Origin of the sequence: Terribacillus saccharophilus, assembly GCF_002272745.1 — a bacterium.
In the GTDB taxonomy this organism is placed as follows: domain Bacteria; phylum Bacillota; class Bacilli; order Bacillales; family Amphibacillaceae; genus Terribacillus; species Terribacillus saccharophilus_B.
The window spans coordinates 583,287-607,446 of sequence record NZ_NPBD01000002.1; the positions used below are offsets into that span (position 1 = coordinate 583,287).

Consider the following 24,160-nt stretch of genomic DNA (forward strand, 5'->3'; position numbering starts at 1 on the left):
CTTATCAGTTGTTTGCAACTTCACGGATGATGGCTGCTACTAGTTCAGCTGTTTTAACCAATTCAGCTACTGGAATACGCTCATTAGTTGTATGGATTTCTTCATAGCCGACAGACAGGTTGACGGTCGGAATTCCAAAGCCTGCAATTACATTCGCATCACTGCCGCCGCCACTTCTTGTTAAGTTACTGTCACGCCCAATGGTTTTCGCCGCAGCACGAGCAACTTCGACAACACGGTCTCCAGCTTGCTGCTTATAACCTGGGTACATGACTTTTACTTCTACTTCTGCTCGGCCGCCCATATCTTCGGCAGTCTGTTCAAAAGCACGTTTCATCTTCTGAACTTGCTCTTCCATCTTACTTGTTTCCAAGGATCTTGCTTCTGCCAGGATTTCGACGTAATCACAAACTATATTTGTCTGTTTACCACCAGCGAAGCTTCCAATATTCGCGGTTGTTTCTTCATCAATTCTTCCAAGAGGCATCTTCGAAATTGCTCTTGCTGCTAACGTTATAGCAGAAATCCCTTTTTCAGGTGCCACACCGGCATGTGCAGTCTTTCCATAAATCTTGGCCAGCACCTTTGCTTGCGTTGGAGCTGCCACGACAATGTCACCAACAGGGCCATCGCTGTCAATTGCATACCCAAATGAAGCTGTCAGCAGGGATGGATCTAACGCCCGGCTTCCGACAAGTCCGGATTCCTCACCTGCTGTGATAATGAACTGCACAGTGCCATGCGGCAATTCCTGCTCTTTATAAACCTTGATAGTTTCAAGGATTGCGGCCAGTCCAGCTTTATCATCGGCACCGAGAATAGTCGTTCCGTCGCTTGTAATATATCCGTCCTTGATCTGCGGTTTGATTCCTTGGCCAGGAACCACTGTATCCATATGAGAAGTGAAATAAATTGTTTCAGCTGACTCGACATTACCTTTCCATGTACAAATCAAATTGTTTGCTCCGTGGCCAGTTTTCGCCATTGACTCATCTTCTTGTACTTGCACACCTAGTTCGGTGAATTTTCTTTTCAGCACTTCAGCGATTTCTTTTTCATTCCCTGTTTCCGAATCAACTTGGACTAATTCGAAGAACTCTTCGACTAAACGATCTTCATTCATTTTAATCATATTATGTACTCCTATTCTATCTGTTGGTTTCTCCTTGTCCCCTTACCTGCTTCCCTGTACAATGGACATAAACAGATAAGGGGGGTCCGCTACATTGGCCAAGCATAACAAAAAAAGATCTAAGCAAAATATTGCCATGAAATTCATGGTTTACTTAATGATATTCACAATGCTTATCTCTACACTCGCAATTACCCTGAGCTATTTTGTCTTTTAGGAGACAAAATAGCTCCATCTTCTATCCCAATTTCCTCAAACGTCTTCCAGCCTGTTATAATTCTTACCTTCGTCCCGACGGGAACTTGCTCAAACAATTCTTCGACATCTTTGTTCCGCATTCGTATACAACCTGCTGAGACTCGACTGCCGATGGACTCCGGTCTGTTCGTCCCATGAATTCCGAAAGTGCGTCCTTGCGTATCATTAGCATTGAATCCGATCCATCTGCTCCCGAGCGGATTATCCTCGTCACCACCAGCAATCTGTTTACGGGTATAGGCAGGGTACTCCGTTTTAAACAATGTCATAAACAATCCTTCAGGTGTCGCTTCAGGTGTCTTTCCTGTGGCAACCGGATATACCTTAATCACTTCACCCTCATCTAGAAAAGCAAGCTGATTCGTTGTTTTATTGACGATGATAAGCGGTCTTCCCGGCATTGGATTCTCCCCGAACGGCCATAAGGGAGAAAGTATAGACAGACAAGTGAAAGCCACAAGCAGCGTACGCATAAGAACATCTCCTTCAAGGTGGTTATGCTCTTATTGTGGCTTCCTCTGTCTATTTCTATGTTGTACATCGCTTTCTTTGAACGATTGTTTCAGTTCCAGGTAGTTTTCCATTTCGTACAATAACTGTAACAAGTGAGCACGCGTTTCGAATTCTTCTCTTGTCTTTGGAAGCGGATCTTCATCGAAGGTCTGCCGTAACGACTCGAGTTCTTCCAGGAACAGTACAGCCGTATTACCTGGGTGTACTGAATCAGCAAGGCCAGAAAAGAAATGAGCCAGCTGCTCGCACTGCGAATAAGACGTCTCCGGAAGCCTGCTGATAAGCGGCAGAATCCGTTTCAGTATTGCAAATTGCTTCGTTCGCATCTCGAAGTAATCATAATACGGGTGCTCTGACCTGAGCACATGATTCTCCACATCCCTGCCGACAAGCTGGTTTGCTTCCTTCAGAACTTTTTCGGTCTGAGTGATTTCTTCCCCTGACCAAGACTGGTCCCCTTCTCGAAGATACAGCGCAACCTCTTCTAAGATCTTCGTGAAATTCCGTTCAAGAATAATCTGCTTACGTCGGATCGTAGCATCCAAGCTCGGCATATACAAATTCACAATGAGTGCCACGCCTATCCCGACAGTTATGAGGATAATTTCATTAATGATCAAATCCAGCGTGATATGGTGAGAATTATATAAATGCAAAATGATAACAGCACTTGATACGATTCCCGGCGAGACACGCAGCATGACAGTAATCGGAATGAAGACAAGCAACAAGATGCCTATACTAATCGGGTGGAAGCCAATTGTCTCGAATATCAAAAAAGACAGCACGATTGCCAACAAACAGGCCGCCACTCGATGCCAAGCAGCCAGAAAAGATTTTTTTCTAGTTACTTGCGTGCACAAAATCGTCAGGATACCTGCTGATACACTGTTTTCCAGCTGCAGAAGCTCCGCTATCCATATCGCGAGCGGTGTTGCTACCGCAGTCTTAATCGTTCGGTAACCTATTTTCACAATGGTTCTCCTTATCAAAAGTGGTCAAAAGCAGAATAGTCCCTCATCCAATGGATGGGGACCTCTTCTGTCAAACTTCTTTACAATGCTCATCGAACAATGATTGCAGTCTATTGACTACCTCCATCGGCTCATGACCTTCGATATCATGACGTTCGATCATCGTAACAATTTCGCCGTCCTTTAAGAAAGCAAATGACGGAGAACTTGGCGGGAAGCCTGTGAAATATTGTCTAGCTCTCTCTGTCGCTTCTTTATCCTGACCTGCGAAAACCGTCACAAGCTGATCAGGGCGCTTGTCATAATGCAGACTATGCGCAGCTGCCGGGCGAGCAATCCCGCCGGCACATCCACAGACGCTGTTAATCATTACTAGTGTTGTTCCGGAGTTTTTAAGCGTGGAATCCACGTCCTCCGGTGTTGTTAATTCTGTATATCCTGCATCGGTAAGATCCTTCCTAGCAGTCGTTACAATATCGTTCATAAACATTCTGAAATCTGCCATCGGTATTCCTCCTTTTACACTATTTTAAGTGTATCAGCAATTTCAGTCTCTTTCAATTTCTATGAACTTCTTAGTAAACCGGCATCGTTGATTCGGATACGTTCTCCAGAATCTCTTTCACTCTAGCCATGAACTGTCCGCAGATCAAACCATCAAGAACTCGATGATCCAGGCTGAGACATAGATTCACCATATCTCTAGCAGCGAACATATCATTGATGATGACTGGCCGTTTTACAATCGATTCCACTTGCAAAATTGCGGCTTGCGGATAGTTTATGATACCCATGCTTTGGACTGAACCAAAGGAGCCAGTGTTGTTCACCGTAAATGTTCCGCCTTGCATGTCAGCTGCTGTTAATTTACCCGTACGAGCTTTTTTAGCAAGGTTTGTAATTTGTTTTGCTACACCTTTTACACTCAAATCATCGGCAGATTGAATGACCGGGACAAATAATTCCTGCTCTTTTGCTACCGCAATAGAAATATTTACGTCATCATGCTGGATTATTTTATCGCCTGCCCATGAGCTGTTCAGCTGCGGAAATTCCTTCAGTGCCTGTGCGATAGCTTTTACGAAGAAACTAAAGAAAGTTAGCGAATAACCTTCTTTTTCTTTGAATGTATCCTTCACCTTATTACGGTAGGCAACCAGGTCAGTAACATCCACTTCCACCATCATCCATGCATGCGGAATTTCAGTTGCTGCTTTAACCATGTTATTTGCAATAGCTTTTCTAACACCGGTAACCGGTATAGCTTTACCAGCAGCGTCTGATTGATTTACTTGTGCTGGTTCAGTTGTTTGTTCACGTTCAGGTGATGGTGTCTCGGCAGTTGCTGTTTGCTTTTGCTCCTGTTTTTGCGGCTTTTCACCAGACGCGATGATTGCTTCAACGTCCTTGCGTGTAATCCGCCCGCCTTTCCCGGTGCCTGCAATAGCGGAAAGGTCCAAGTCATTTTCTTGTGCAAGCCGCATAACTGCTGGGGAATAACGTGATTTCATCGCTGTATCATCAGTAGCAGTACTGCTTGATTCTGTTTCAGCTGCAGCAGATGAAGGATTATCTGTTTCCTTCTTCTCTCCCGCCTCTTCCGTTTCAATTGTGCAAATTAACGTTCCTACTTCAACCGTATCACCTTCGGACACGACCAATTCTTTGATCACACCAGTGAAACTGCTTGGGATTTCTGCATTGACTTTATCTGTCATCACTTCTGCGATGGCATCGTATTTACTTACTTGGTCACCTGGTTTGACGAGCCACGTGCTAATCGTACCTTCTGTGACACTTTCACCAAGTTTTGGCATTGTTATTTTTTCTATCGTCATCATTACACCTCGTTTAGAATTCCGCTAATTCTCGCATGGCTGCTTCCACTTTAGCAGGATTAACCATGAAGTATTTCTCTGTACTAGGCGCATAAGGCATCGCTGGCACATCCGGTGCTGCCAGTCGCTGAATCGGCGCATCCAGGTCGAAGAGGCAATTCTCTCCGATGATCGCTGCAACTTCACCAATAATCGAGCCTTCTTTGTTATCTTCTGTAATAAGCAAAACTTTTCCTGTCTTGGAAGCAGCCTCGATGATCGCTTCTTTATCAAGCGGATAAATAGTCCGCAGATCAAGGATATGTGCTTCGATACCTTCAGCAGCAAGCTTTTCAGCCGCCTGCAGTGCAAAATGCACACATAATCCGTACGTAATAACCGTTATATCGGAACCTTCGCGTTTCACATCTGCTTTTCCGATCGGCAATGTGTACGGGTCAGCTGGCACTTCACCTTTGATAAGACGATAAGCACGTTTATGTTCAAAGAACAAAACTGGATCCGGATCCTGGATAGCTGCTTTCAAGAGACCTTTCGCGTCATAAGGCGTGGAAGGCATAACAATTTTCAAGCCAGGCTGGTTAGCGAAAACCGCCTCTACGGATTGGGAATGATACAAAGCACCATGGACGCCACCGCCATATGGAGCACGTATCGTAACTGGACAAGTCCAGTCGTTATTCGATCGGTAGCGGATCTTTGCTGCCTCTGAGACGATTTGGTTAACCGCCGGCATGATAAAGTCAGCAAACTGCATTTCAGCAATCGGCTTTAACCCATACATCGCAGCACCTACTGCAACACCGGCGATTGCCGATTCTGCAAGAGGTGCATCCAGTGCACGGTCTGCTCCGAATGTATCATATAGGCCATCTGTAGCTCGGAACACCCCGCCTTTTTTTCCGACGTCTTCTCCTAAAACGAATACTTTTTCATCTGCTTCCATTTCTTCACGCATCGCCTGCGTAATTGCCTGGATATAGGACATTACTGGCATTGTTTCTCCCCCTTAATCGGCATACACATGAAGCAGTGCGGATTCCGGTTCCGGATCTTCAGCATGCTCAGCATAGTCTGTTGCTTCATTTACGATTTGCTTAATTTCTTCTTCCATTTGGTTTTCCAAGTCTTCTGTCAGAACTCCAGATTCACGTAGATAGGCACCGAATGTCAGCAAGCCATCTTTCTTACGTTCTTCCTCGACTTCTTGCTTTTCCCGGTATGTCATATCATCGTCATCACTGGAATGCGGTGTGAGACGGTATCCTACTGTCTCAATTAGCGTAGGTCCTTCTCCATTCAGTGCACGCTCACGAGCTTCTTTCACAGTTTGATATACTGCTAAAGGATCATTACCATCAATCGTAAATCCTGGCATGCCGTACCCTTGAGCTCGATCAGACACATTCACGCAGCCGAGCTGTTTTTCTTGGGGCACACTGATGGCGTATTTATTGTTTTGAACCATCGTAATTACCGGTAATTTATGAACACCTGCAAAATTCAAACCTTCATGGAAATCACCTTGGTTTGAGGAACCCTCACCTAGTGTCACAAAGCTGACCAGCTGTTTCTTTTCCATTTTGGCTGCTAGTGCAAAACCGACAGCATGCGGCACCTGTGTTGTCACTGGTGAAGAACCAGTTACGATTCGAGAAGACTTTTTACCGAAATGCCCTGGCATTTGACGTCCGCCGGAGTTAGGATCTTCCGCTTTTGCGAATGCAGATAGCATCAAATCTTTCGCAGTCATACCAAATGGCATTACTAAGCCTAAGTCACGATAATAAGGCAAAAGATAATCAATATCTCTATCCAACGCCATTGCAGCACCAACCTGCGCTGCTTCCTGTCCTTGACAAGAGATAACAAACGGTATTTTACCAGCTCTGTTTAAGAGCCACATACGTTCATCTACTCTCCTTGCCAGAAGCATCCATTTATACATTTCCAATACTTTTTCGTCTGATATTCCAAGAGAAGCATGTCTTGTTTCTGACATCGCCGCTCCCCCTTTCTTCAATATCTTAGCCATGGATTTGCTCTCCATCGACCGCAAGTGCCGCTTCTCCGATAATTTCCGAGAGTGTCGGATGCGGATGGATCGTCTGACCAATTTCCCAAGGTGTCGCATCAAGCAGCTTGGCAAGCGCAGCTTCTGAGATCATGTCAGTCACGTGTGGACCAATCATGTGAACGCCAAGTAGATCGTTTGTCTTCTCATCTGCTATTATTTTCACAAAGCCTTCAGATTCGCCGTATACTAATGCTTTACCGATTGCCTGGAAACTCATTTTTCCTGTTTTAACCGTATAACCTTCCGCTTTCGCTTGTGCCTCTGTCAAACCAACACTTGCAGTCTCCGGGAAGCTGTAGACACAAGCCGGAACCATGCTGTAATCCAAGGTTTCTGTCTGAACGTCTGCAATATGCTCTACCGCAATCATGCCTTCTCTGGAAGCAACATGCGCCAGCTGCATACCGCCAATCACATCACCGATGGCATAAATATGAGATTCATTCGTTTGATAAAAAGCATTCGTCTGGATGAACCCTTGCTCTGATAACTGGATATCAGTATTTTTCAGCCCGATGTCCCCTACATTCGCCGTACGTCCAACAGAGACTAGAATCTTATCAGAAACGAAAACTTGCTCTTCTCCGTTCATCTGCGCCTTGACCGTTACCTTACTTTCATCAGTTGCAGCGCTCTCCACTTGCACATTCGTATGGATAACGATACCGCGCTTTTTGAGCTGCTTGAACATTTCCTTGCTGATATGTTCGTCTTCTGTAGGCAAGATACGATTCTGGTATTCGAGTACGGTAACCTTTGTACCGAGATCATGGAGCATCGATGCCCACTCGATCCCGATAACACCTCCGCCGATAATCGTTATGCTTTCCGGTAGCTCCTGCATGGCCAAAGCACCTTCAGAGCTAAGAATTTTCGATTCATCAAAGTCGATACCTGGTAAGGAACGCGGAGAGGAACCAGTTGCAACGATTACGTTTTTCGGTAGAAGAATTTCATTTTCACTGCCGTCGGCAAATTCCACAGAAATCGTTCCTGCCGTCGGAGAGAAGATAGAAGGTCCGAGGATTCTGCCGTATCCTTGGAAAACATCAATTTTCCCTTTTTTCATCAAATGCTGAACCCCGCGATGCAGCTGATCGATAATTTTTTCTTTTCTTTGCTGTACTCCTGAAAAATCCAGACGTACATCTGTTGTATGTATACCGAAAGCTGCTGCTTCCTTTGTTTGCCGGTAAACCTCAGCGGAACGGAGTAATGCCTTGGATGGGATGCATCCTCGGTGCAGACAAGTTCCGCCAAGCTCTGCTTTTTCCACAATAGCTGTCTTTAAACCTAATTGGGAAGCACGGATAGCGGCTACGTATCCGCCCGTACCGCCTCCTAAGATGACAATGTCATATTCTCTTACCATTGTTTCTGCCTCCTATACGACATAAACTTTTGCCGCTTCTTCTTTTCGCATGACACGAAGCGCGCCTTCAGTCAGAGCACGAAGCTCGTTTTCACCTGGATACACAAGCACATCTGCAATCCAGCTCACCCGATCCTTCAGCATGGAGATGAACAGCTCATCATTTGCAAGCCCGCCAGTTACTGCGATTGCATCGACTTCTCCAGAGAGAACAACGCTCATAGCCCCAACCTCTTTCGCTGTCTGATACACCATGCCTTCAAAAATCACCCTTGCTTCTTGATCGCCTTTTTTGATCCGGTCGGCAATAAGTCTTCCATCATTCGTGCCAAGATAACCCATGAAACCACCTTTGGTCGTCAGCATCTTTAGAAGCTGATCCTTCGTGTACTCACCGGTTAGCGCCAGCTCAATCAAATCACCGGCAGGAACTGTCCCTGCGCGTTCGGGTGTATAAGGCCCTTCCCCGCTCAATCCATTGTTCACATCGATCACGCGTCCATGATGATGTGCACCAACAGTAATTCCGCCTCCAAGATGCACGACGATAATATTCGCTTCCTCGTAGCTCTTATCCTTGGCAGCTGCCGCTTTGCGCGCAATAGCTTTATGGTTCAATGCATGGAAGATGCTCTTTCTTTCCACTCCTGGCAATCCAGAAAGCCGTGCCAGCGGATCCAATTCATCGACCACAACAGGGTCAGTGATGAAGGCAGGAATATGAAGGCTGCTTGCAATTTCATAAGCAATCAATCCTCCTAAATTGGAGGCGTGTTCGCCATTATAGCCTGCTTTAAGATCAGCAAGCATTGCTTCGTTCACACGATATGTACCGCCCTCAAGCGGACGGAGCAGTCCGCCGCGTGCACAGACCGCAGTTAGCTTCGATACGTTGATACCTTCGAAATCCAATGCATCCAAAATGATTTGTTTCCGAAACTGGTACTGATCCATCACTCTTTCAAATCCGCCGATATCTTCTAAATCATGACGGATCACTCGTTCAAAAATGTTATGCTCGTCATCAAACACACCGATTTTCGTAGAAGTAGAACCTGGATTAATAGCTAAAATACGGTTTTCTGCTGTGTGCACGCGGTTTCCCCCTCGTTATTATCTTCTGCTTAAAGTATGATGGCCGTTACGCAGGAATTGGCTTCTCGATCTGCGCATCGTTTCAATTCTCTCTTCAGCCATTCTATCAGCAGCAATACTTGTCGGAATGTCATCACGTTTAGCGATTTCGAATACGCGCTGCAAGCTGTCATAGATTGTCTCTACTTTACGAAGCGCACGCTCTCTGTTGTAGCCGTGTAATTCATCCTCAACGTTGATAACACCGCCAGAGTTGATCACGTAGTCAGGTGCATAAACGATACCGCGTTCGAACAGGATTTGTCCGTGATGTTCTTCTTTCAGCTGGTTGTTTGCAGCTCCAGCTACTACTTTCGCTTTCAACACACGCAAAGTATCGTCATTGATTACTGCGCCAAGAGCACAAGGAGCAAAGATATCACATTCAACACCGTAAATATCGTCCGGATCTACCGCAGTTGCTCCGAACGCTTCAACTGCTTTCTGGACAGCTTCCTTGTTAATGTCAGTCACAATCAGTTTGGCACCCTCTGCATGAAGATGTTCACACAAAGCATAAGCAACATTACCGATACCTTGTACAGCAATAGTCTTTCCTTCCAAGCTGTCATCACCGAATGCTTCTTTAGCAGACGCTTTGATTCCTTTGTATACGCCATAAGCTGTCACTGGAGATGGATTGCCTGATGATCCAGATTCAGCAGAGATACCAGTAACGAAATCCGTTTCTGTATGGATAAGCTCCATATCCTCTACTGTCGTGCCAACATCTTCTGCTGTGATGTAGCGGCCATTCAAAGATTGTACATAACGTCCGAATGCACGGAACATCGCTTCATTTTTGTCTTTTTTCGGATCCCCGATAATAACAGTCTTTCCTCCGCCAAGATTCAAACCTGCAGCAGCATTTTTATAAGTCATACCTTTTGCCAGCCGCAGTGCATCGACGATTGCCTCTTCTTCTGTTGCGTATGTCCACATTCTTGTGCCGCCAAGAGCCGGACCGAGTGTTGTGTCATGGATTGCGATGATTGCTTTCAAACCGGATTCTTTATCCTGGCAAAGGACTAGCTGTTCATAATCGTATTGTTCCAACGTTTCAAAGATTTTCATCTTATTTCCTCCTAGGCAAGTGATGCTGCCGCTATTGCGAAGCATATTGCAAAATATTTACTAGTGCTGTCGTCCGCACGTGATGTGAGGATAACAGGTGATTTTGTTCCGACAAGCAAGGAGGCACTTACAGCTCCTGCTGTATAGGTAAAGGATTTATATAGCATATTTCCGCTTTCGATTTCCGGGACCAATAGGATATCCGCATCTCCCGCAACAGTTGAATCAATTTTTTTGATAGCAGCCGACTGAGCCGATAAAGCACTATCAAGTGCGAGCGGACCATCAATTTGACAATTTGTAACCTGCCCGCGATGCTGCATGACAGAAAGCAGCGCAGCATCAGTCGTTGCTGGCATGGCAGCGTTCACTTTCTCAGTGGCGGCAAGTGCGGCGACTTTAGGTTCTGCGTGGAGCATCTTTGTGTAAACAGATACGGCATTGTCCAGGATTTTCCTCTTCATCTCTAAGGATGGTGCGATATTAATACCTGCATCCGTCAGGAACAGCAACTTATGATAAGAAGGAATATCGAAGATAGCGAGCTGTGACAGGATGCTGCCTGGTTTGAGCGTCGTTTTATCCTTCAAAATCTTGCCAGCCAGCACATCTGTACTGACAATTCCTTTCATCAGGAGATTAGCATTACCTGATTTCCAGGCTTCTAATGCCATATCTGCGGCTCTGTCTGCGGATGGTGCATGAATGCAGGTTATTTTATCTTCTGTCAGCTGTTCTTCCTTCATAAACTGCTTTAGCCGATCAATATCTCCATACAGCAGAAATGTTGCCATCTGCTGATCGGCCGCTTTCTTTACTGCTTTAAGAATGGAAGGGTCATCCGCAGCTGCTATTGCAATAGTAAAACCCCGCTTCAAAGCTGCCATTTTTTCAAGAGCGGTAAACTTATGCATCGTATTCTTCCTTCCCCATTATGAAAAATCTTGCATGCCACTTCTATCAAAATCATATTTATCCATCTTATAGTAAAGATTACGAATCGACACTCCAAGCTGATCTGCCGTCGCTTTTTTATTAAAGTCATTCGCCCGAAGCGCTGATTCAATCAGCTGCTTCTCTAAGTTCTCCACCTGTTCCTGTAATGTGCCCGCTAAGGATTGCTGATCCAAGGAAGGAATCTGCAGATGCTTAGGCTGGATGACACGTTCCGTCTTTTCCAGGAATGTCATTGCTTGGGCTACTGTTGTTTCCAACTCTTTCACATTATGGGACCATTTCTTTTCTTTCAATACACTGATTGATGCATCAGAAACAGATTGAACTGAACATTGCAGCAGCTGATTCTGCTTGTGGACAATTGTGGATAACAGTCCCTCAAAATCTTTCATCCGCTCGACTAAAGCTGGTATATAGATTGTTATACGCTTCAGCCTCTCGAAGAACGGTTCATAAAATCGTTTTTCGAAAACCGCGCGTTCTAAAGGATGACGCGCACTAACTATTATCCGAACGTCCACTTGTTTCGATTTCCCGGAGGTGAGCTGCAGTTTACCTGTAGTCATGAAGTCTGAAAGCTTTTCCTGGACACGAATCGGCATACCATCTATATCATCTAGAAACAGTGTGCCGCCGTCACTTTTTTCGATCATCCCAGTAACGTTATTGTTACGCAGTGATCCGAACAGCTGTTTTTCTAAACTTTCTTCATCACCAACTGTACAATCGACTCGCATAAACGGCCGATGACGTCGTTTACTTTCATTATGGATAATAGCTGCAAACATGCCCTTGCCTACACCTGCGTCTCCGCGCAACAGACACGGCGCATCTGCATTTACAGCGAATTTGACTTGTTCAAGTGTGACTTGCATCGTTTCCGAATCAGATATAACATCATTCAGCGTGTATTTATTTTCCAAACTACGGATAATCTTTCGGGCTCGTTGCACTTCATCCTGCAGTTCGTGCAGTTCAGAGATATCATGCAGGACACCAACGCTTCCGCGAAGCTTCCCATCAACAATGATCGGTGCCGCATTGACCATCATTTCTTTACCGTGCTTCCCGACACGCAACCGGGCACCCGTGGCTGGTCTACGTGTCCGAAGAACCTGCATATGCAAGCTCTCCCCTTCCATGATATCCGTCACCGCTGGTTTCCCGACTATCTGCTCAGAAGTGTATCCGGTTAGCCGTGTATAAGCAGGATTGACAATCAAGCCGATGCCATTTTCGTCTACTACGCTGATTGCCTCCTGCGAGGAATCGATAATCGCTTCCAACATTGACTTCACTTCTCTGGCATCAGTAAGTTTCTCTGCCAAAGCAACTATATCAATTGTTTTCTTCATTACAGTAAAAGCACCAGTTACTTCCTCTTGGTCATTTTCCATCGGAGCACAAGTATAGACAATCTCAATACCAGAAGGAAGTCTTAGCTGTTCATCCACATAACGCTCTCTTTTTCGAATGGTTTCAGGTAGCCTTGAGTCGGGCAGAACATGCGTGATTGGTTGCCCTATTAGTCGGTGTTTCTTGCTGCCAAGCAGTTTTTCAGCTGCTTCGTTTATATATATAATCTCGTCCTGACGATTGACACACAGGACCCCCTCATGCAAGTACTCCAGCGTTTTACTGCGAAACTGCTGGTTATTATATGTAGAAGTTTTCTCTGTCTCTTCTTGAGATGCGAATGCTAGCATCAGATGTGCGCTTTGACCGGAAATGATTTCCGCTTTGCAGGAAGTAGGTTCAAGGTAGTCTGCTAATCTTTCTGAAGTTTCCAGCACAAAGTCGACATGATCAAGCGATTGCGCCGTCACGTCTTTCCAAAGTGGGGTATCCAATCGTTCAGCTTGATATTTCACGATTGCACTAGGCTGTTTGACTAGCAAACCGACTATCCGAAAGCCTTTTTTCCGTTGGAACAGTTTGATGAATTCAACTGCTTCTTCTCCTGCTCCAACAATAAGTAATTGTTTCAATATGATCACATCCTGCAAAGTTTTGCACATATATAGCGTAAACTAGTCTGCAGAAATTAGCAATAATAAGATTTATGACATGCAAGGAGTGACTTTTTCATCAGTTCATTCTAAACCATGCCTCTTATCTTTCCTTCACGCTCATAGAGTTCTCTGAGCAACATTCATATTCATATAGGCAGAAAATGAGGTTTTTCCGTTGATTGAACACATCCTTACTGCATAAGAAAACTCCAACTATATATGTGTGCATTATTTCGTAGTGGGTTCTGCAAAGAATTTCATTTATAAAACAGGCAACAAGTTTCCATTTAGTACACTCTCCTATTTACATAGTCACCTTGTTTCAACAATGCTATCCGAGTTGGATATTTTAACCTGCAGTTCTAATGCATTAAGCAGCATAAAGTTCATATTCCCTTACAGGATTACCAATGCAGAATAAATCGAAACATTTTAAAGTATCAGTCCTCTGAATAACAGACAACGCATTCTTTTTTCAGCAACTGAAAGCGTCTGTGTAAGGGAATATCGTAGAACTGATCTTCAGTTTTACTGATTATACTTACTATCAGGTTATCGAGCAGAGTTTTTTGCAGACTGAACGAGCATTCTTGGAGACTTAGAGGAATTGATGCGCAAAGAAGTAATAGAAAGCCCTTTCAAAAGATTGAAAACACTTTTGTACTATTGTTTTAAGGGTCCCTGAAAGCAGGATAAGGATATACTAAACAGCAGTTCTATAGATTTAAAGCTAAAAATCCGGGCAACGTCTGAAAAGACGCTGCCCGGATTCTTTATTTCTGGAAAAATGCTGAATACAAAGATTGTACTGCTTCATTGATTTGATGTGCTTTGACACCGAACATCAAAGATACTTCAGAGGATCCTTGGTTAATCATTTCGATGTTCACATTTGCATCAGTAAATGCTTTTGTAGCTGTGCTGGATACACCGATTGTCTCGATCATTCCTTCACCAACAATCATGATCATGGCCAAATCACGGTCAATCGATACTTGATCCGCTTGCAGTTCTTCTTTTAGTCTGCGAACGACAATTGCTTCTTTGTCAGGCGGCAGCTGGCTTTCACGGAGAATTACGCTCATATCGTCGATTCCGGATGGCGCATGCTCGAAGGAAATATTCTCTTCTTCAAGTATTTGCAGCAGTTTCCGTCCGAACCCTAGCTCACGGTTCATTAAGTACTTGCTGATATAGATACTCAAGAAGCCTGTATCACTGGCGATTCCGATGACCGGATTTCCTGATACTTCTCTTTCGGCAACGATCATCGTACCAGGTGCAGAAGGGTTGTTTGTATTTTTCACACATACTGGTATTTTTGCTTGGAAAGCAGGAATCAGTGCTTCGTCATGGAAGACAGAAAAGCCTGCATAAGACAACTCGCGCATTTCCCGGTATGTCAACGTGTTGATCTCTTTTGGATGATCGACGATATTAGGATTTACACTGTATACGCTATCCACATCAGTGAAGTTCTCATATAAAGAAGCTTTCACGCCTGCACTTACGATAGAACCAGTAATATCCGACCCGCCTCTTGGGAATGTTGCAAGCTTGCCTTCTTTTGTGTAGCCAAAGAAGCCCGGAATGACAAGTACTCCATCACGATCGCGCAGTTTGTATAAAAGCTCGAAGCTCTCATCCAAAATTCGTGCACCGCCTAATTCCTCTCTTACAAGCAAACCTGCTTCTTGAGGATTCACATAGGCTGCTTGCACGCCTAATTTATTTAGATAAGCACTGAATACCTTGGCAAGGGAATCTTCCCCTGTCGCCTTCAACGCATCCATTTTATTAACTGCAGGGATTGAATCGGACAGGATACCCTTCAGTTGATCCGCTATTTGCTCAATCAAATTATTATCGAGCTCTAGTTCTTCAACAATGGACCGGAAACGTGACAGAACTTTTTCTACCTGTGTACTGACGTCTTCCCCTTTGCTATGTGCTTCTCCTATAGCAATGAGTAAATCCGTTACCTTGGTATCTGATTTGCCGCGTTTACCTGGCGCAGAAACGACGATGATTTTCCGCTCCTGATCACCTTTCACGATTTGTGCTACTTTGCGGAGCTGTTCCGCGCTTGCTACTGAACTACCACCAAATTTTGCTACCTTCATGTGTCCCTCTCCATTACGCTTTTTCTTTACATAGGTAAAATAGTATCACAGAGTTTCTTCTGCTGGCTAGATGAAAGACATAATTTTGAGAAAAAAGCGACTTCATAAGTTGACATAATAATAATACAGTTAACTAGAGTGGTCACTAAAGATAGATTGAAGCAATTCTTAGGCAAATAATTACAGAATGACATACTCTACATCAAGCAATATAGATATCTTCTCCAGCTGAGAAGCAATGTGCCCGACCGCCAGCGCGCAATGATGTGTTGGGGCTTCCTTGAACCATCTTGTCATATAACCATCAGGATGCTCATCGAAGCTGACATGTGTCTGTGTATTTCCAATTTGCATGATTGGACCATCAATTGCTTTTCCTTCACTGATAATGAATTTGACTTTCCCTTCCACTGTCTGGGTGACATTCAATGTTGTAACCGGACCGGCTTTCACCTTCGCTTCCACAGCCACTCCAGATCCCTGCTTTCCATGATATAGGCCCATCCCGCGCAATATAGGCTTGTCCTTTGCTATAGCTATATGGAAAGGACCATCATGCCCAAGCAATATCGTTCCTTCTACGTAGTCCGTGAGCACAATTTCGGCAAAACTGCCGCCTGCATCGAGTAAGTCGCAGATTTTCATTGCAATATTTGTTTTTAAGTCCCCTTCTCCGGCACATGGAATATGTTTAGCCGTTAACAGACTGTTGCCGACAATCATTCCTGCCTGCAATTCTTCTTCCTCACTGCCTAGCGCACCATGATAATAGTAAGTCAAAGCAGCCAAATTCCTTTGATCAGCGAGCTGTTCCTCCGCTGCAGCCACTTTTGCCGCCCAATTCATTTGTTTTTCTGTCGGTTTTTTAGCAATCGGGTCACTGTGCGAATCGTCACTGATTGTAAACACATTTTCTATTTCGGTCCGTTTTATTTCCACTTCTTCGTCCGAAACTTGCTCTAATTGTTCCTTTAAGTCTCCAATTTCTAATACGTCTACATGGATACCCAGCTGTGACTGCAGCATAGTAAAATCACTGTACATATCCAGCATGCCGCTGTATGTGTTTCCGAGAAAACCGAAATTACTATATTGCAGACTGCGCCTCACAGACGCAGCAACGGTCCATTCTTTAATCTGCTCCCAAGCGGCAATTGCCTCCGGTTCCTCCGCTGTCACTTCATTTGCTATAGAAACAGATGGAGTTTCTCTGAGCCCAAGCAAACCATTCACAACATGGTATGGAATGCTTGCTCGATGACATGCATTCGCAAACTCAGGTACTGGACAAGCGCCACAATGTGCGAGCCATTCCTCGGTAGACGTTTCTGCATAATTGATTTGGCGAGTCGGCTGAAGATTGAGGAAAATGACTGGAACAGTACACATACGATGAATCGGCAGTATGGAAGCACTCGTACAATAAGTTGCAGCATGACAGAAGATAAGGTCTACCTGCTCTTTTTGAAAGTATTCTCCAGCCGTCCTTCCAGCTCGCTCAGAGTCTACCAGACCAAAATTGCATACATCTGCCCATTGCTCAATCTGGTCCTTTACATGCTGGTTATATCCTAACAAACGTTCCTTCAAGGAATGAAACTGATCCCAATAAGCCTCCAACCCCACAGAATATAAACCGATTTTCGCTTTCCTCATATACTCTCCTCCTAAAGGACCCAGAATAATATCCTCCGTCTAGTTGATTTTTTAGATTAATGATATCGCTTTCAAATTACATTACCAGTCCTTCGAGCTGGCTGAATCTTTCTCCGTCTTAAATTCATTATGATTCTGGATACATTTCTCTTAGAAAAGTGACTGAGTCATGTACTAATTGTTTCAAGACGTTTTCATCAATATCTGCTGTTTTATTAATATACACGCATGCCTTCCCGGTCTTATGCTTACCCAGTTTCTGCAAGCGCTCTTCTCTGTTTGTTTCACCTGGTGCCAGATAGAGACTGATATTGGCTTTTCTCGGGGAATACCCAACAAGCGGTGCGTCTCCTTCGTGTCCGGTTGCATAACGGTAGTGATAAGAACCAAAGCCAATGATGCTCGTTCCCCACATTTTGGCTTCATATCCCGTTGCTTCTGTAAAAATATCCAGAAGCTTGTATGCATCTTCTCGTTTTTTAGGATTTTCCACAGCTTCAATAAAATCTAGCACACTATTGTCTGTTTCCTTTGTCTTTAGTTCATATCCCAATTATTTTCCCTCCTCTATTCTCAGTCTTATATCAATCAGTATCTCAAAGCCTTTGGGACGGTTTTAGAGTTATAGTCGTCTTCTTCTATAATTTCGATAAGCTTTCTTCCATGTCCTTTTTGTCTGCAAGATTCGTGTACCGATAAAGGAGCAATAATCCATCTGATAAGTATTTTTCTACCAAGTGCGTTGTCCTCATTATGTAACTTTTCATCATTCTACAAAAGCAAATAAATAAGAAAATGGCTGTCGAATGATCGACAGCCCTCTTCTTGTTATAGTTTCACTTTAAATTCGTAACTTCCTGAGTCCATTTCGTACACAGTCTTCTCTTCCTGCTTCCCTATATAGGACACGCCTGCATTTATTTCTGCAACATCTTTCCCTGTATCTTTTCCAGTTTGGAGGTACAAAGTTGCTGTCGTATTGGCTGGGATTGTCACTTTATAATAAATACTATCGCCATCAATTCTCCACCCGCTTTTAATGACTCCATAAACAGAATTATATTCCGCTTGAACGACTGTGATTCGTTTTTGTTCATCAAACGTAGGCTGCAACAGGATATGTTTGAATCCTGGCTTTTCTGGATCATAGCTGATACCTGCCATATATTTATACATCCACTCTGCAATAGCTCCATACGCGTAGTGATTAAATGAATTCATTCCTACATAACCAAATCCATCTTCCTTGGAGTAGGAATTCCATCTTTCCCAAATCGTTGTAGCACCATTTTTAACAGAATACAGCCAGGAAGGCATTTGATCCTGCAATAATAACGCATAAGCAAGATCGGAACTGCCAATATCAGATAAAACAGGAGCTATCACATGAACACCAAGAAAACCTACAGATAAAGTATTTTCGGCATAGTTGACGCGAGTACTGTCCGGATGTTCAGCTTTGTATGCTACATCATTTTTAATATTGTCTTTTAATAACTTCATTAACTTTGTTTTTTGATCTTCAGTCTCATAGAGGCCAAGCTTTAATATCCAAAGTAACGCAAATTGGCTGTTATCCTCTTTTGTTGCTTTATATACGTCGATTCCTTCTTCAAAGATATCTTCTGGATTTTCCGTTAAAGATGATTTGATTACGAGATTATTTTGATTATCATTAGCAACATAATGCTTGTTAAAAGAGGTTTTGATATTCTGAAACAGCTCATTATATTTCTTCGCGTCATCTACTTTTCCAATATGTTTCGCCATGCTACTCATCAAGTCAGCAGCATAAGCATAATAAATATCACTTACAATCTGGTTGCCGCTTCCTTGGAACGCCAGCCAATCACCAATTCCCGCAGCACCTCTATAACTTTCACCGGATAAGCTGTAAAGCCAATCCATATACCTCACCATAGAAGCATAATGCTTCGTGATACTGCTGTCATCTCCTGTCATTTGCCAAAGTGTCCAAGGGATGATTATACCCACTTCCGCCCAGCCTGCTTGCCCTTTTGGCCCTTTTCCAGTTCTTGCGAAGCTGTTGAGATTCGCCCATTTGCCGCCAGGAGCTACGGAGGTAAATGAAGCTTGATCAAATCCATACAATTCCTGAGAATCAACAAGGGTATCCATATAGATTTCTAAAAACAAAACAGATTCTGCGTTATACAGAGCAGTATTAGCAAAAACCTGCGTATCTCCAGTCCAGCCTAAACGCTCGTCACGCTGCGGACAATCGGTTGGAACCCAAAAATAATTTCCTCTGTGTCCCCAAATGACATTCTGATAAAGCTGATTTACAGCTTTACTAGAAGTTAAGAGTTTGCCTGTTTCATCAATAGACGAGGATGCCACCTTCCCGGTAAACTGTAAAACTTGGACGGAAGAATCACTGGTCAGTACCTTAATCTCTGCAAACCGGAAACCATAAAAGGTCATCGAATCCTGATGCATTTCTCCTTTTTCATCGCCTTTTAACGTATAAAGACTTGTTTGCTTAGCTGTTCGCAGATTCTCAAAATAGACAGAGCCTTCTGGGCCGTCCGCACCTTTACTATCATCATTTGTAATTTCCCCAAAACGAATTTGGATCTGTGTGCCAGCTTCACCCTTCACTGCATAGTTTGGTACACCGACCATATTTTGACCAAGATCAATGATTGCTGTTTCTCCACTCTTTAAAGTAAAGCCACTGCTTAAATCGGAAGGCTGATATTCTTTTACTACCTTAATTTTTCCACGTCCGTATTTACCTTCATAATCCGGCAGAATACCTTGGTAAACAATAATCGATTCCGGGTGCTGTTCAAGCTCTTCCAGTATTTGAGCAGGTTTCGCAGGATAAGCTTGCAGCTTAGCACTGGGGAAAGATGCTCTATATGAATGCTCCTTAACAGTAAACCATGCAGCGTCATCAAACTGTTTATCCAGCCATCCATCCGGCTCCATCGTTGCATCGTATACTTCTCCATCATAAATATCATTTTCTCGAATGGGTCCTTGATCTGTTGCTTTCCATTGGCCATTTGTATCAGAGATAATATTTTCCGTTGAATTATCTTCATAGGTCACTTCTAATTTCACAAGCAGCCCTAGGTCGTTCCCACTCTCCTTATAATAAGTACTTCCTTCCCCAATTCTGCTGTTATACCAGCCATTCCCTATTTGGGCAGCTAATACATTTTCTCCGATGGCAAGATGCTTTGTCACATCATAGGTGAAGTAATGCAGGGTTTTATCATAATTCATCCAGCCCGGTGTCAGCAGTTCCTCAGCAACAGTTCCATCTTCCCGCAGATACCCTGCTTTATTTCCGTTCACAAAAAATGTGTAAGCACCAAGTGCAGTGACATAGAGTCTGGCTTTTTTCACTTTTTTCGAAAGCTTCACTTCGCTTCGAAACATTACGGCACTAGCTTTTTTATCCTTTTTCCCTTCCATAGCAATCCATTTGGCTCCGCTCCAATTATCCATTGAATCTTCACTAAACAGTCCTGTTTCAAAAAAGCTTGCCTCTGACTCTATCAGGTTTTCTTCTCTATCCCAGACGAGAACCTTCCAGTAGTACTTGGTAGAAGGAAGGAGAACCTTACCAGCATACGGCACGGCAACAGATATCCCGGATGGTACTTTCCCGCTATCCCAACAATCTGCTGCCTGAGGAGTTAAGCTATCTGGGCTTAGTGCAACTAAGAGTTGATAGGCAGTTTGCTTTTGCCCTACTCCAGTAGCTGTCATATTCCAGCTAAATCGTGGTTTTTCTGCATCTATTCCCATTGGCTTGATTCGATATTCTACTCTTAAATTACTAATAGCTGTTGCTTGTAGACTCATAAAAGAATCCTCCCTTTAGAATGATTACTTAATTGATCCAGCTGTCATGCCCGCAACTATTCGTCTATTAAAGAAAATAAACATGATAAGCGGAGGCAATGAAATGATAAGAATATTGGCAAACAACAAATTCCACTGAGTGCTGTACAAACTCATAAAGTTATATAGCGTAAGCTGCAAGGTAGCATTATCTGCTCCTGGGAAAAAGTACAACGGGTTAACAAAATCGTTATAAACCCCTACGGCCGTAAGTACAATGACCGTTGCCGACACTGGTTTTAACAGCGGCAGAATGATTGAGAAAAACAGCCTCAGCTTTCCGCATCCATCTATAAGAGCCGCTTCATCCAGCTGTTTCGGGATGGTTGCCATAAAACTGCGATAAAGCATAACGGTGAATGGCAGATGCAGTGCGACTTCAACCAGAATGATGCCTGGCATCGTCTTGAAAAGACCGATACTTTCCAACACCCAAATGGTTGGTACAACAGCAGGCGGTATAATAAGACCTACCAAAATCAAAAAATTGATGACTGGGGTGCTTTTTGTACGTTTTCGGTGTAGCACGTAACCTGCCATTGCACCGAAAAATATGAGCAATATGATTGAAGCGATTGTAATGACGGCACTATTGAAAAAGGCCCGCAGAATCATCCCGTTTTCTGCTGCAAAGACCAGTTGAATATTCTCTATCAGCTGAAACGTACTTGGCCATGACATATTAAGCAAAGAGGATTCCTTTGCATCTTTGGCAGCATTTACAAATATGAAATACAATGGTATGCCAAATAATACAATTGTTACAGCCACCGCAAATATCTCTGTGATCAACCGCCCTGCCGTTCTATTTCTTTTCTGTTTTGGTCTTTTACGTGCATACATTTTTTCTTTCGGCATAGGTGAAGGCGCTATCATTTTTTCCATTATAAATCCACCTCTTTTCGGTTTAAATAGAGATACAACGGAAATGCCAGCGCAGCTACCACTATGAACAAGATAACATTACCTGCTGTGGAGATTCCGTAGAATCCTGCTTGATATTGCTTATAAATGATAGAAGCAATGATATCTGTACTGAAGCCCGGACCTCCCTTTGTCATCGCCCATATCAAATCAAACGTACGAAGACCGCCAATAAAAGATAAAATAATCACGGTATTCATAGCTGGACGGCTGAGCGGAAGCGTGATATTACGAAAACGATGCCATGCATTCCCTCCATCAATCGAGAGCGCTTCGTGATACTCCTGCGGAATGGACATGATACCGGCGATAAAGATCACCGTTGCGATGCCGACTCCTTTCCACACATCAACTAAAGCAACTGAAAGTAGTGCAATCTTTGTATCGCCAAGCCAATCAGGACCTACAAAACCAATGAAAGAAAGTGCGGTATTAATCATCCCCTGCGATGGATGCATCAGTGTGGAAAATGCAATACCAACTGCTATGGTACTAAGAAGTGCCGGAAAAAAGACCATAGAGCGGATGAAGCCTACCGATCGAAGACGCATACTTAGGAATACTCCGAGCAGCAAACCTAAAATGACCTTCAAGCCACTCGTAACGATGGCATAGATGATTGTATTTCGAAATCCGATGTTCATGGAAGGCTCAGACAAAAATACCTTGAAATTTTCAAGTCCGATGAACTTCCAATCAGTCAATGTCCACCATGTCATACTAAAGAAAAAGGATAATATAGTCGGCAGGATAAAAAAGATAAGATAAATAGCACCTGCCGGCAGTAAAAAGAAGTACGTGTAAGGATTCGATTTGATATTTCGCACGAGCAAGTCTCTCCTTCTTTTTTAAGGGCCCCTGTGTGAAACGAGGAACCCTTGCTATTTATGCCTACCATCCTTCCAAACCAAGTTGTTTTGCCTGTTTCTCTACATCCTGATCGTAGAGCTTCGCACCTTCTTCTGCTGTTTTTCCACCGCTTCCTACTTCTGTTGTAATCTGCTCAAGATTTGGTCCTTTAAGCGGGCTAAGAAACTCTAGAGCTGGAGCTGTGTTACCTTCTTCAAAATACGGAAGCATATCTTTTACAGCTTGCGGCACATCTTCCGGAAGATCTACTCCTTCAACTGCCAATGGTCCGTCCAGCGTAGTTGCATCGACAAATCTCTTCACTCCTTCATCAGAAAGAAAAGCTTCTGCCCATTTTTTCGCTGTCTCTACTTTTTCTCCATTTTTATTTAAATAGAAAGCATGTGGCATCCAAGCGGTAAATCCATTTTTATCCGGACTATCACCTGGCTGTGGAAATACACCAATATCATTTAACTGATCTGGATAATTTGTCTCCAGAAGCGGCAAAACCTGTGACAGCATTGGATAATGAACACCAGTACCTTCAGCTAGCATTTTAGTTCCTGTATCATAGGTAGTTGCTAGAAAATCGTCGTTCATATATCCTTTGTCATAGACTTCCTGTAATTTTTCAAAGCTGCGAAGAGCACCAGGAGTCGTGGCCAATTTCGCTTTGTTGGCAGTATACTCTTCTGGGAATGTCGGATCCTCTGCCAGCACATTGTAATTATCACCTAATACAATCAGCTGACTGGTCCACGTTTCTTTGTAAGAGCCAATTACAGCCGTTTTACCTGCAGCTTTTATTTTTTCATTATTTGCCATGAGATCATCCCAAGTTTTCGGTATCTCTAAGCCAAGCTCTTCGTACACTTTTTTATTATAAAACCAGGCACCTACCATGACCGAAGTAGCTGGAATACCGTAAATTGCGCCGCTATCATCAGAAACAGTTTCTTTAAACGTATCCAGTACTTTATCCATATACGGTTCCTTGCTTAAATCGACGAAGTTTTGTGCTGGATTTAATGCTTGCAGCAAAGAGCCTGAGTTGTAGAATGCAATATCAGCCATATCACCCGTGGCTAGACGTGTTTTCATGATATTATCGCCTTCAGTCCCGCCAGGTCTTGTTTCGAACACTGTTTTGATTCCATGCTCTTCTTCTATATAATCTGTTACTGCCTCAATTGCATTTCTTGATGAATCATTTGAAATAAGGACGGTTACTGTATCCTCTTCCTCTGAAGCTGATGAAGAATTTGCACCTCCGCATCCAGCTAATAAGCCAACAAGGAGCACTGTTACGCAAAACAAGGAAAGAAACTTCTTAAACTTGTTCATTTTATCCCTCCATTGCATGTAATGAATTTCTTTACACCTCA

General features: G+C 43.6%; 20 protein-coding genes. 1 reads left to right on the forward strand and 19 read right to left on the reverse strand.

Translation table 11 applies throughout. From position 1 onward, the window contains the following. Positions 1-4: 4 nt before the first annotated feature. Positions 5-1,132: a M20/M25/M40 family metallo-hydrolase gene (locus tag CHH58_RS04760; protein ID WP_095226987.1), complete on the reverse strand. Its 1,128-nt coding sequence runs from the start codon at positions 1,130-1,132 to the stop codon at positions 5-7. 157 nt (positions 1,133-1,289) lie between these two features. Between CHH58_RS04760 and CHH58_RS18890 the strand changes: the two genes are divergently transcribed. Then, positions 1,290-1,349, forward strand: coding sequence for a hypothetical protein (locus CHH58_RS18890; RefSeq protein WP_366249913.1), 60 nt, complete (start codon positions 1,290-1,292; stop codon positions 1,347-1,349). Here the strand turns inward: CHH58_RS18890 and CHH58_RS04765 are convergent. The 18 genes from CHH58_RS04765 to CHH58_RS04850 form a co-directional block, all read right to left on the reverse strand. Next, entirely contained in the window at positions 1,324-1,863 is a 540-nt protein-coding gene (locus tag CHH58_RS04765; protein WP_095234040.1) for a L,D-transpeptidase, read from the reverse strand. The genes CHH58_RS18890 and CHH58_RS04765 overlap by 26 nt on opposite strands. Positions 1,864-1,893: 30 nt before the next feature. Continuing rightward, positions 1,894-2,877: an aromatic acid exporter family protein gene (locus CHH58_RS04770; protein ID WP_373554089.1), complete on the reverse strand. Its 984-nt coding sequence runs from the start codon at positions 2,875-2,877 to the stop codon at positions 1,894-1,896. Positions 2,878-2,947: 70 nt separating this feature from the next. Further along, entirely contained in the window at positions 2,948-3,382 is a 435-nt protein-coding gene (locus CHH58_RS04775; protein WP_095217983.1) for a BrxA/BrxB family bacilliredoxin, read from the reverse strand. A 70-nt stretch (positions 3,383-3,452) separates the two neighbouring features. Next, a complete protein-coding gene (locus CHH58_RS04780) occupies positions 3,453-4,715 on the reverse strand; it encodes a dihydrolipoamide acetyltransferase family protein (RefSeq protein WP_095262092.1) in 1,263 nt (420 codons plus the stop codon). A gap of 13 nt (positions 4,716-4,728) precedes the next feature. Next, positions 4,729-5,712, reverse strand: coding sequence for an alpha-ketoacid dehydrogenase subunit beta (locus CHH58_RS04785; protein ID WP_038561108.1), 984 nt, complete (start codon positions 5,710-5,712; stop codon positions 4,729-4,731). Between the two features lie 12 nt (positions 5,713-5,724). Further along, entirely contained in the window at positions 5,725-6,750 is a 1,026-nt protein-coding gene (locus CHH58_RS04790; RefSeq protein ID WP_373554090.1) for a thiamine pyrophosphate-dependent dehydrogenase E1 component subunit alpha, read from the reverse strand. Further along, positions 6,743-8,164, reverse strand: a complete 1,422-nt coding sequence (lpdA, locus tag CHH58_RS04795; RefSeq protein ID WP_095226984.1) for a dihydrolipoyl dehydrogenase — start codon at positions 8,162-8,164, stop codon at positions 6,743-6,745. Before lpdA ends, CHH58_RS04790 begins: the two co-directional genes overlap by 8 nt. 12 nt (positions 8,165-8,176) lie before the next feature. Continuing rightward, positions 8,177-9,259 carry a butyrate kinase gene (gene buk, locus CHH58_RS04800; protein WP_095226983.1) on the reverse strand — a complete coding sequence of 361 codons (1,083 nt, stop codon included), beginning with the start codon at positions 9,257-9,259 and terminating at the stop codon, positions 8,177-8,179. An 18-nt stretch (positions 9,260-9,277) separates the two neighbouring features. Then, positions 9,278-10,372 (reverse strand): Glu/Leu/Phe/Val family dehydrogenase, encoded by a 1,095-nt coding sequence (locus CHH58_RS04805; RefSeq protein ID WP_095222588.1) that lies wholly within the window; start codon positions 10,370-10,372, stop codon positions 9,278-9,280. Between the two features lie 11 nt (positions 10,373-10,383). Next, entirely contained in the window at positions 10,384-11,286 is a 903-nt protein-coding gene (locus CHH58_RS04810) for a phosphate acyltransferase (protein WP_095260664.1), read from the reverse strand. Between the two features lie 18 nt (positions 11,287-11,304). Beyond that, positions 11,305-13,317 carry a sigma 54-interacting transcriptional regulator gene (locus tag CHH58_RS04815; RefSeq protein ID WP_170937523.1) on the reverse strand — a complete coding sequence of 671 codons (2,013 nt, stop codon included), beginning with the start codon at positions 13,315-13,317 and terminating at the stop codon, positions 11,305-11,307. Positions 13,318-14,114: 797 nt separating this feature from the next. Then, positions 14,115-15,464, reverse strand: a complete 1,350-nt coding sequence (locus tag CHH58_RS04820) for an aspartate kinase (protein ID WP_095262093.1) — start codon at positions 15,462-15,464, stop codon at positions 14,115-14,117. Positions 15,465-15,644: 180 nt separating this feature from the next. Next, on the reverse strand, positions 15,645-17,120 hold the full coding sequence (locus tag CHH58_RS04825) for an L-fucose/L-arabinose isomerase family protein (protein WP_095262094.1): 1,476 nt from the start codon (positions 17,118-17,120) through the stop codon (positions 15,645-15,647). Between the two features lie 127 nt (positions 17,121-17,247). After that, entirely contained in the window at positions 17,248-17,673 is a 426-nt protein-coding gene (locus CHH58_RS04830; protein ID WP_095262095.1) for a DUF1801 domain-containing protein, read from the reverse strand. Between the two features lie 275 nt (positions 17,674-17,948). Next, on the reverse strand, positions 17,949-20,960 hold the full coding sequence (locus CHH58_RS04835) for an alpha-L-rhamnosidase (RefSeq protein ID WP_095262096.1): 3,012 nt from the start codon (positions 20,958-20,960) through the stop codon (positions 17,949-17,951). A gap of 24 nt (positions 20,961-20,984) precedes the next feature. Beyond that, positions 20,985-21,842, reverse strand: coding sequence for a carbohydrate ABC transporter permease (locus CHH58_RS04840; RefSeq protein WP_095227135.1), 858 nt, complete (start codon positions 21,840-21,842; stop codon positions 20,985-20,987). Between the two features lie 41 nt (positions 21,843-21,883). Beyond that, positions 21,884-22,750 (reverse strand): carbohydrate ABC transporter permease, encoded by an 867-nt coding sequence (locus CHH58_RS04845; protein ID WP_095226976.1) that lies wholly within the window; start codon positions 22,748-22,750, stop codon positions 21,884-21,886. 64 nt (positions 22,751-22,814) lie between these two features. Further along, positions 22,815-24,119: an ABC transporter substrate-binding protein gene (locus CHH58_RS04850; protein WP_095262097.1), complete on the reverse strand. Its 1,305-nt coding sequence runs from the start codon at positions 24,117-24,119 to the stop codon at positions 22,815-22,817. Positions 24,120-24,160: the final 41 nt, after the last annotated feature.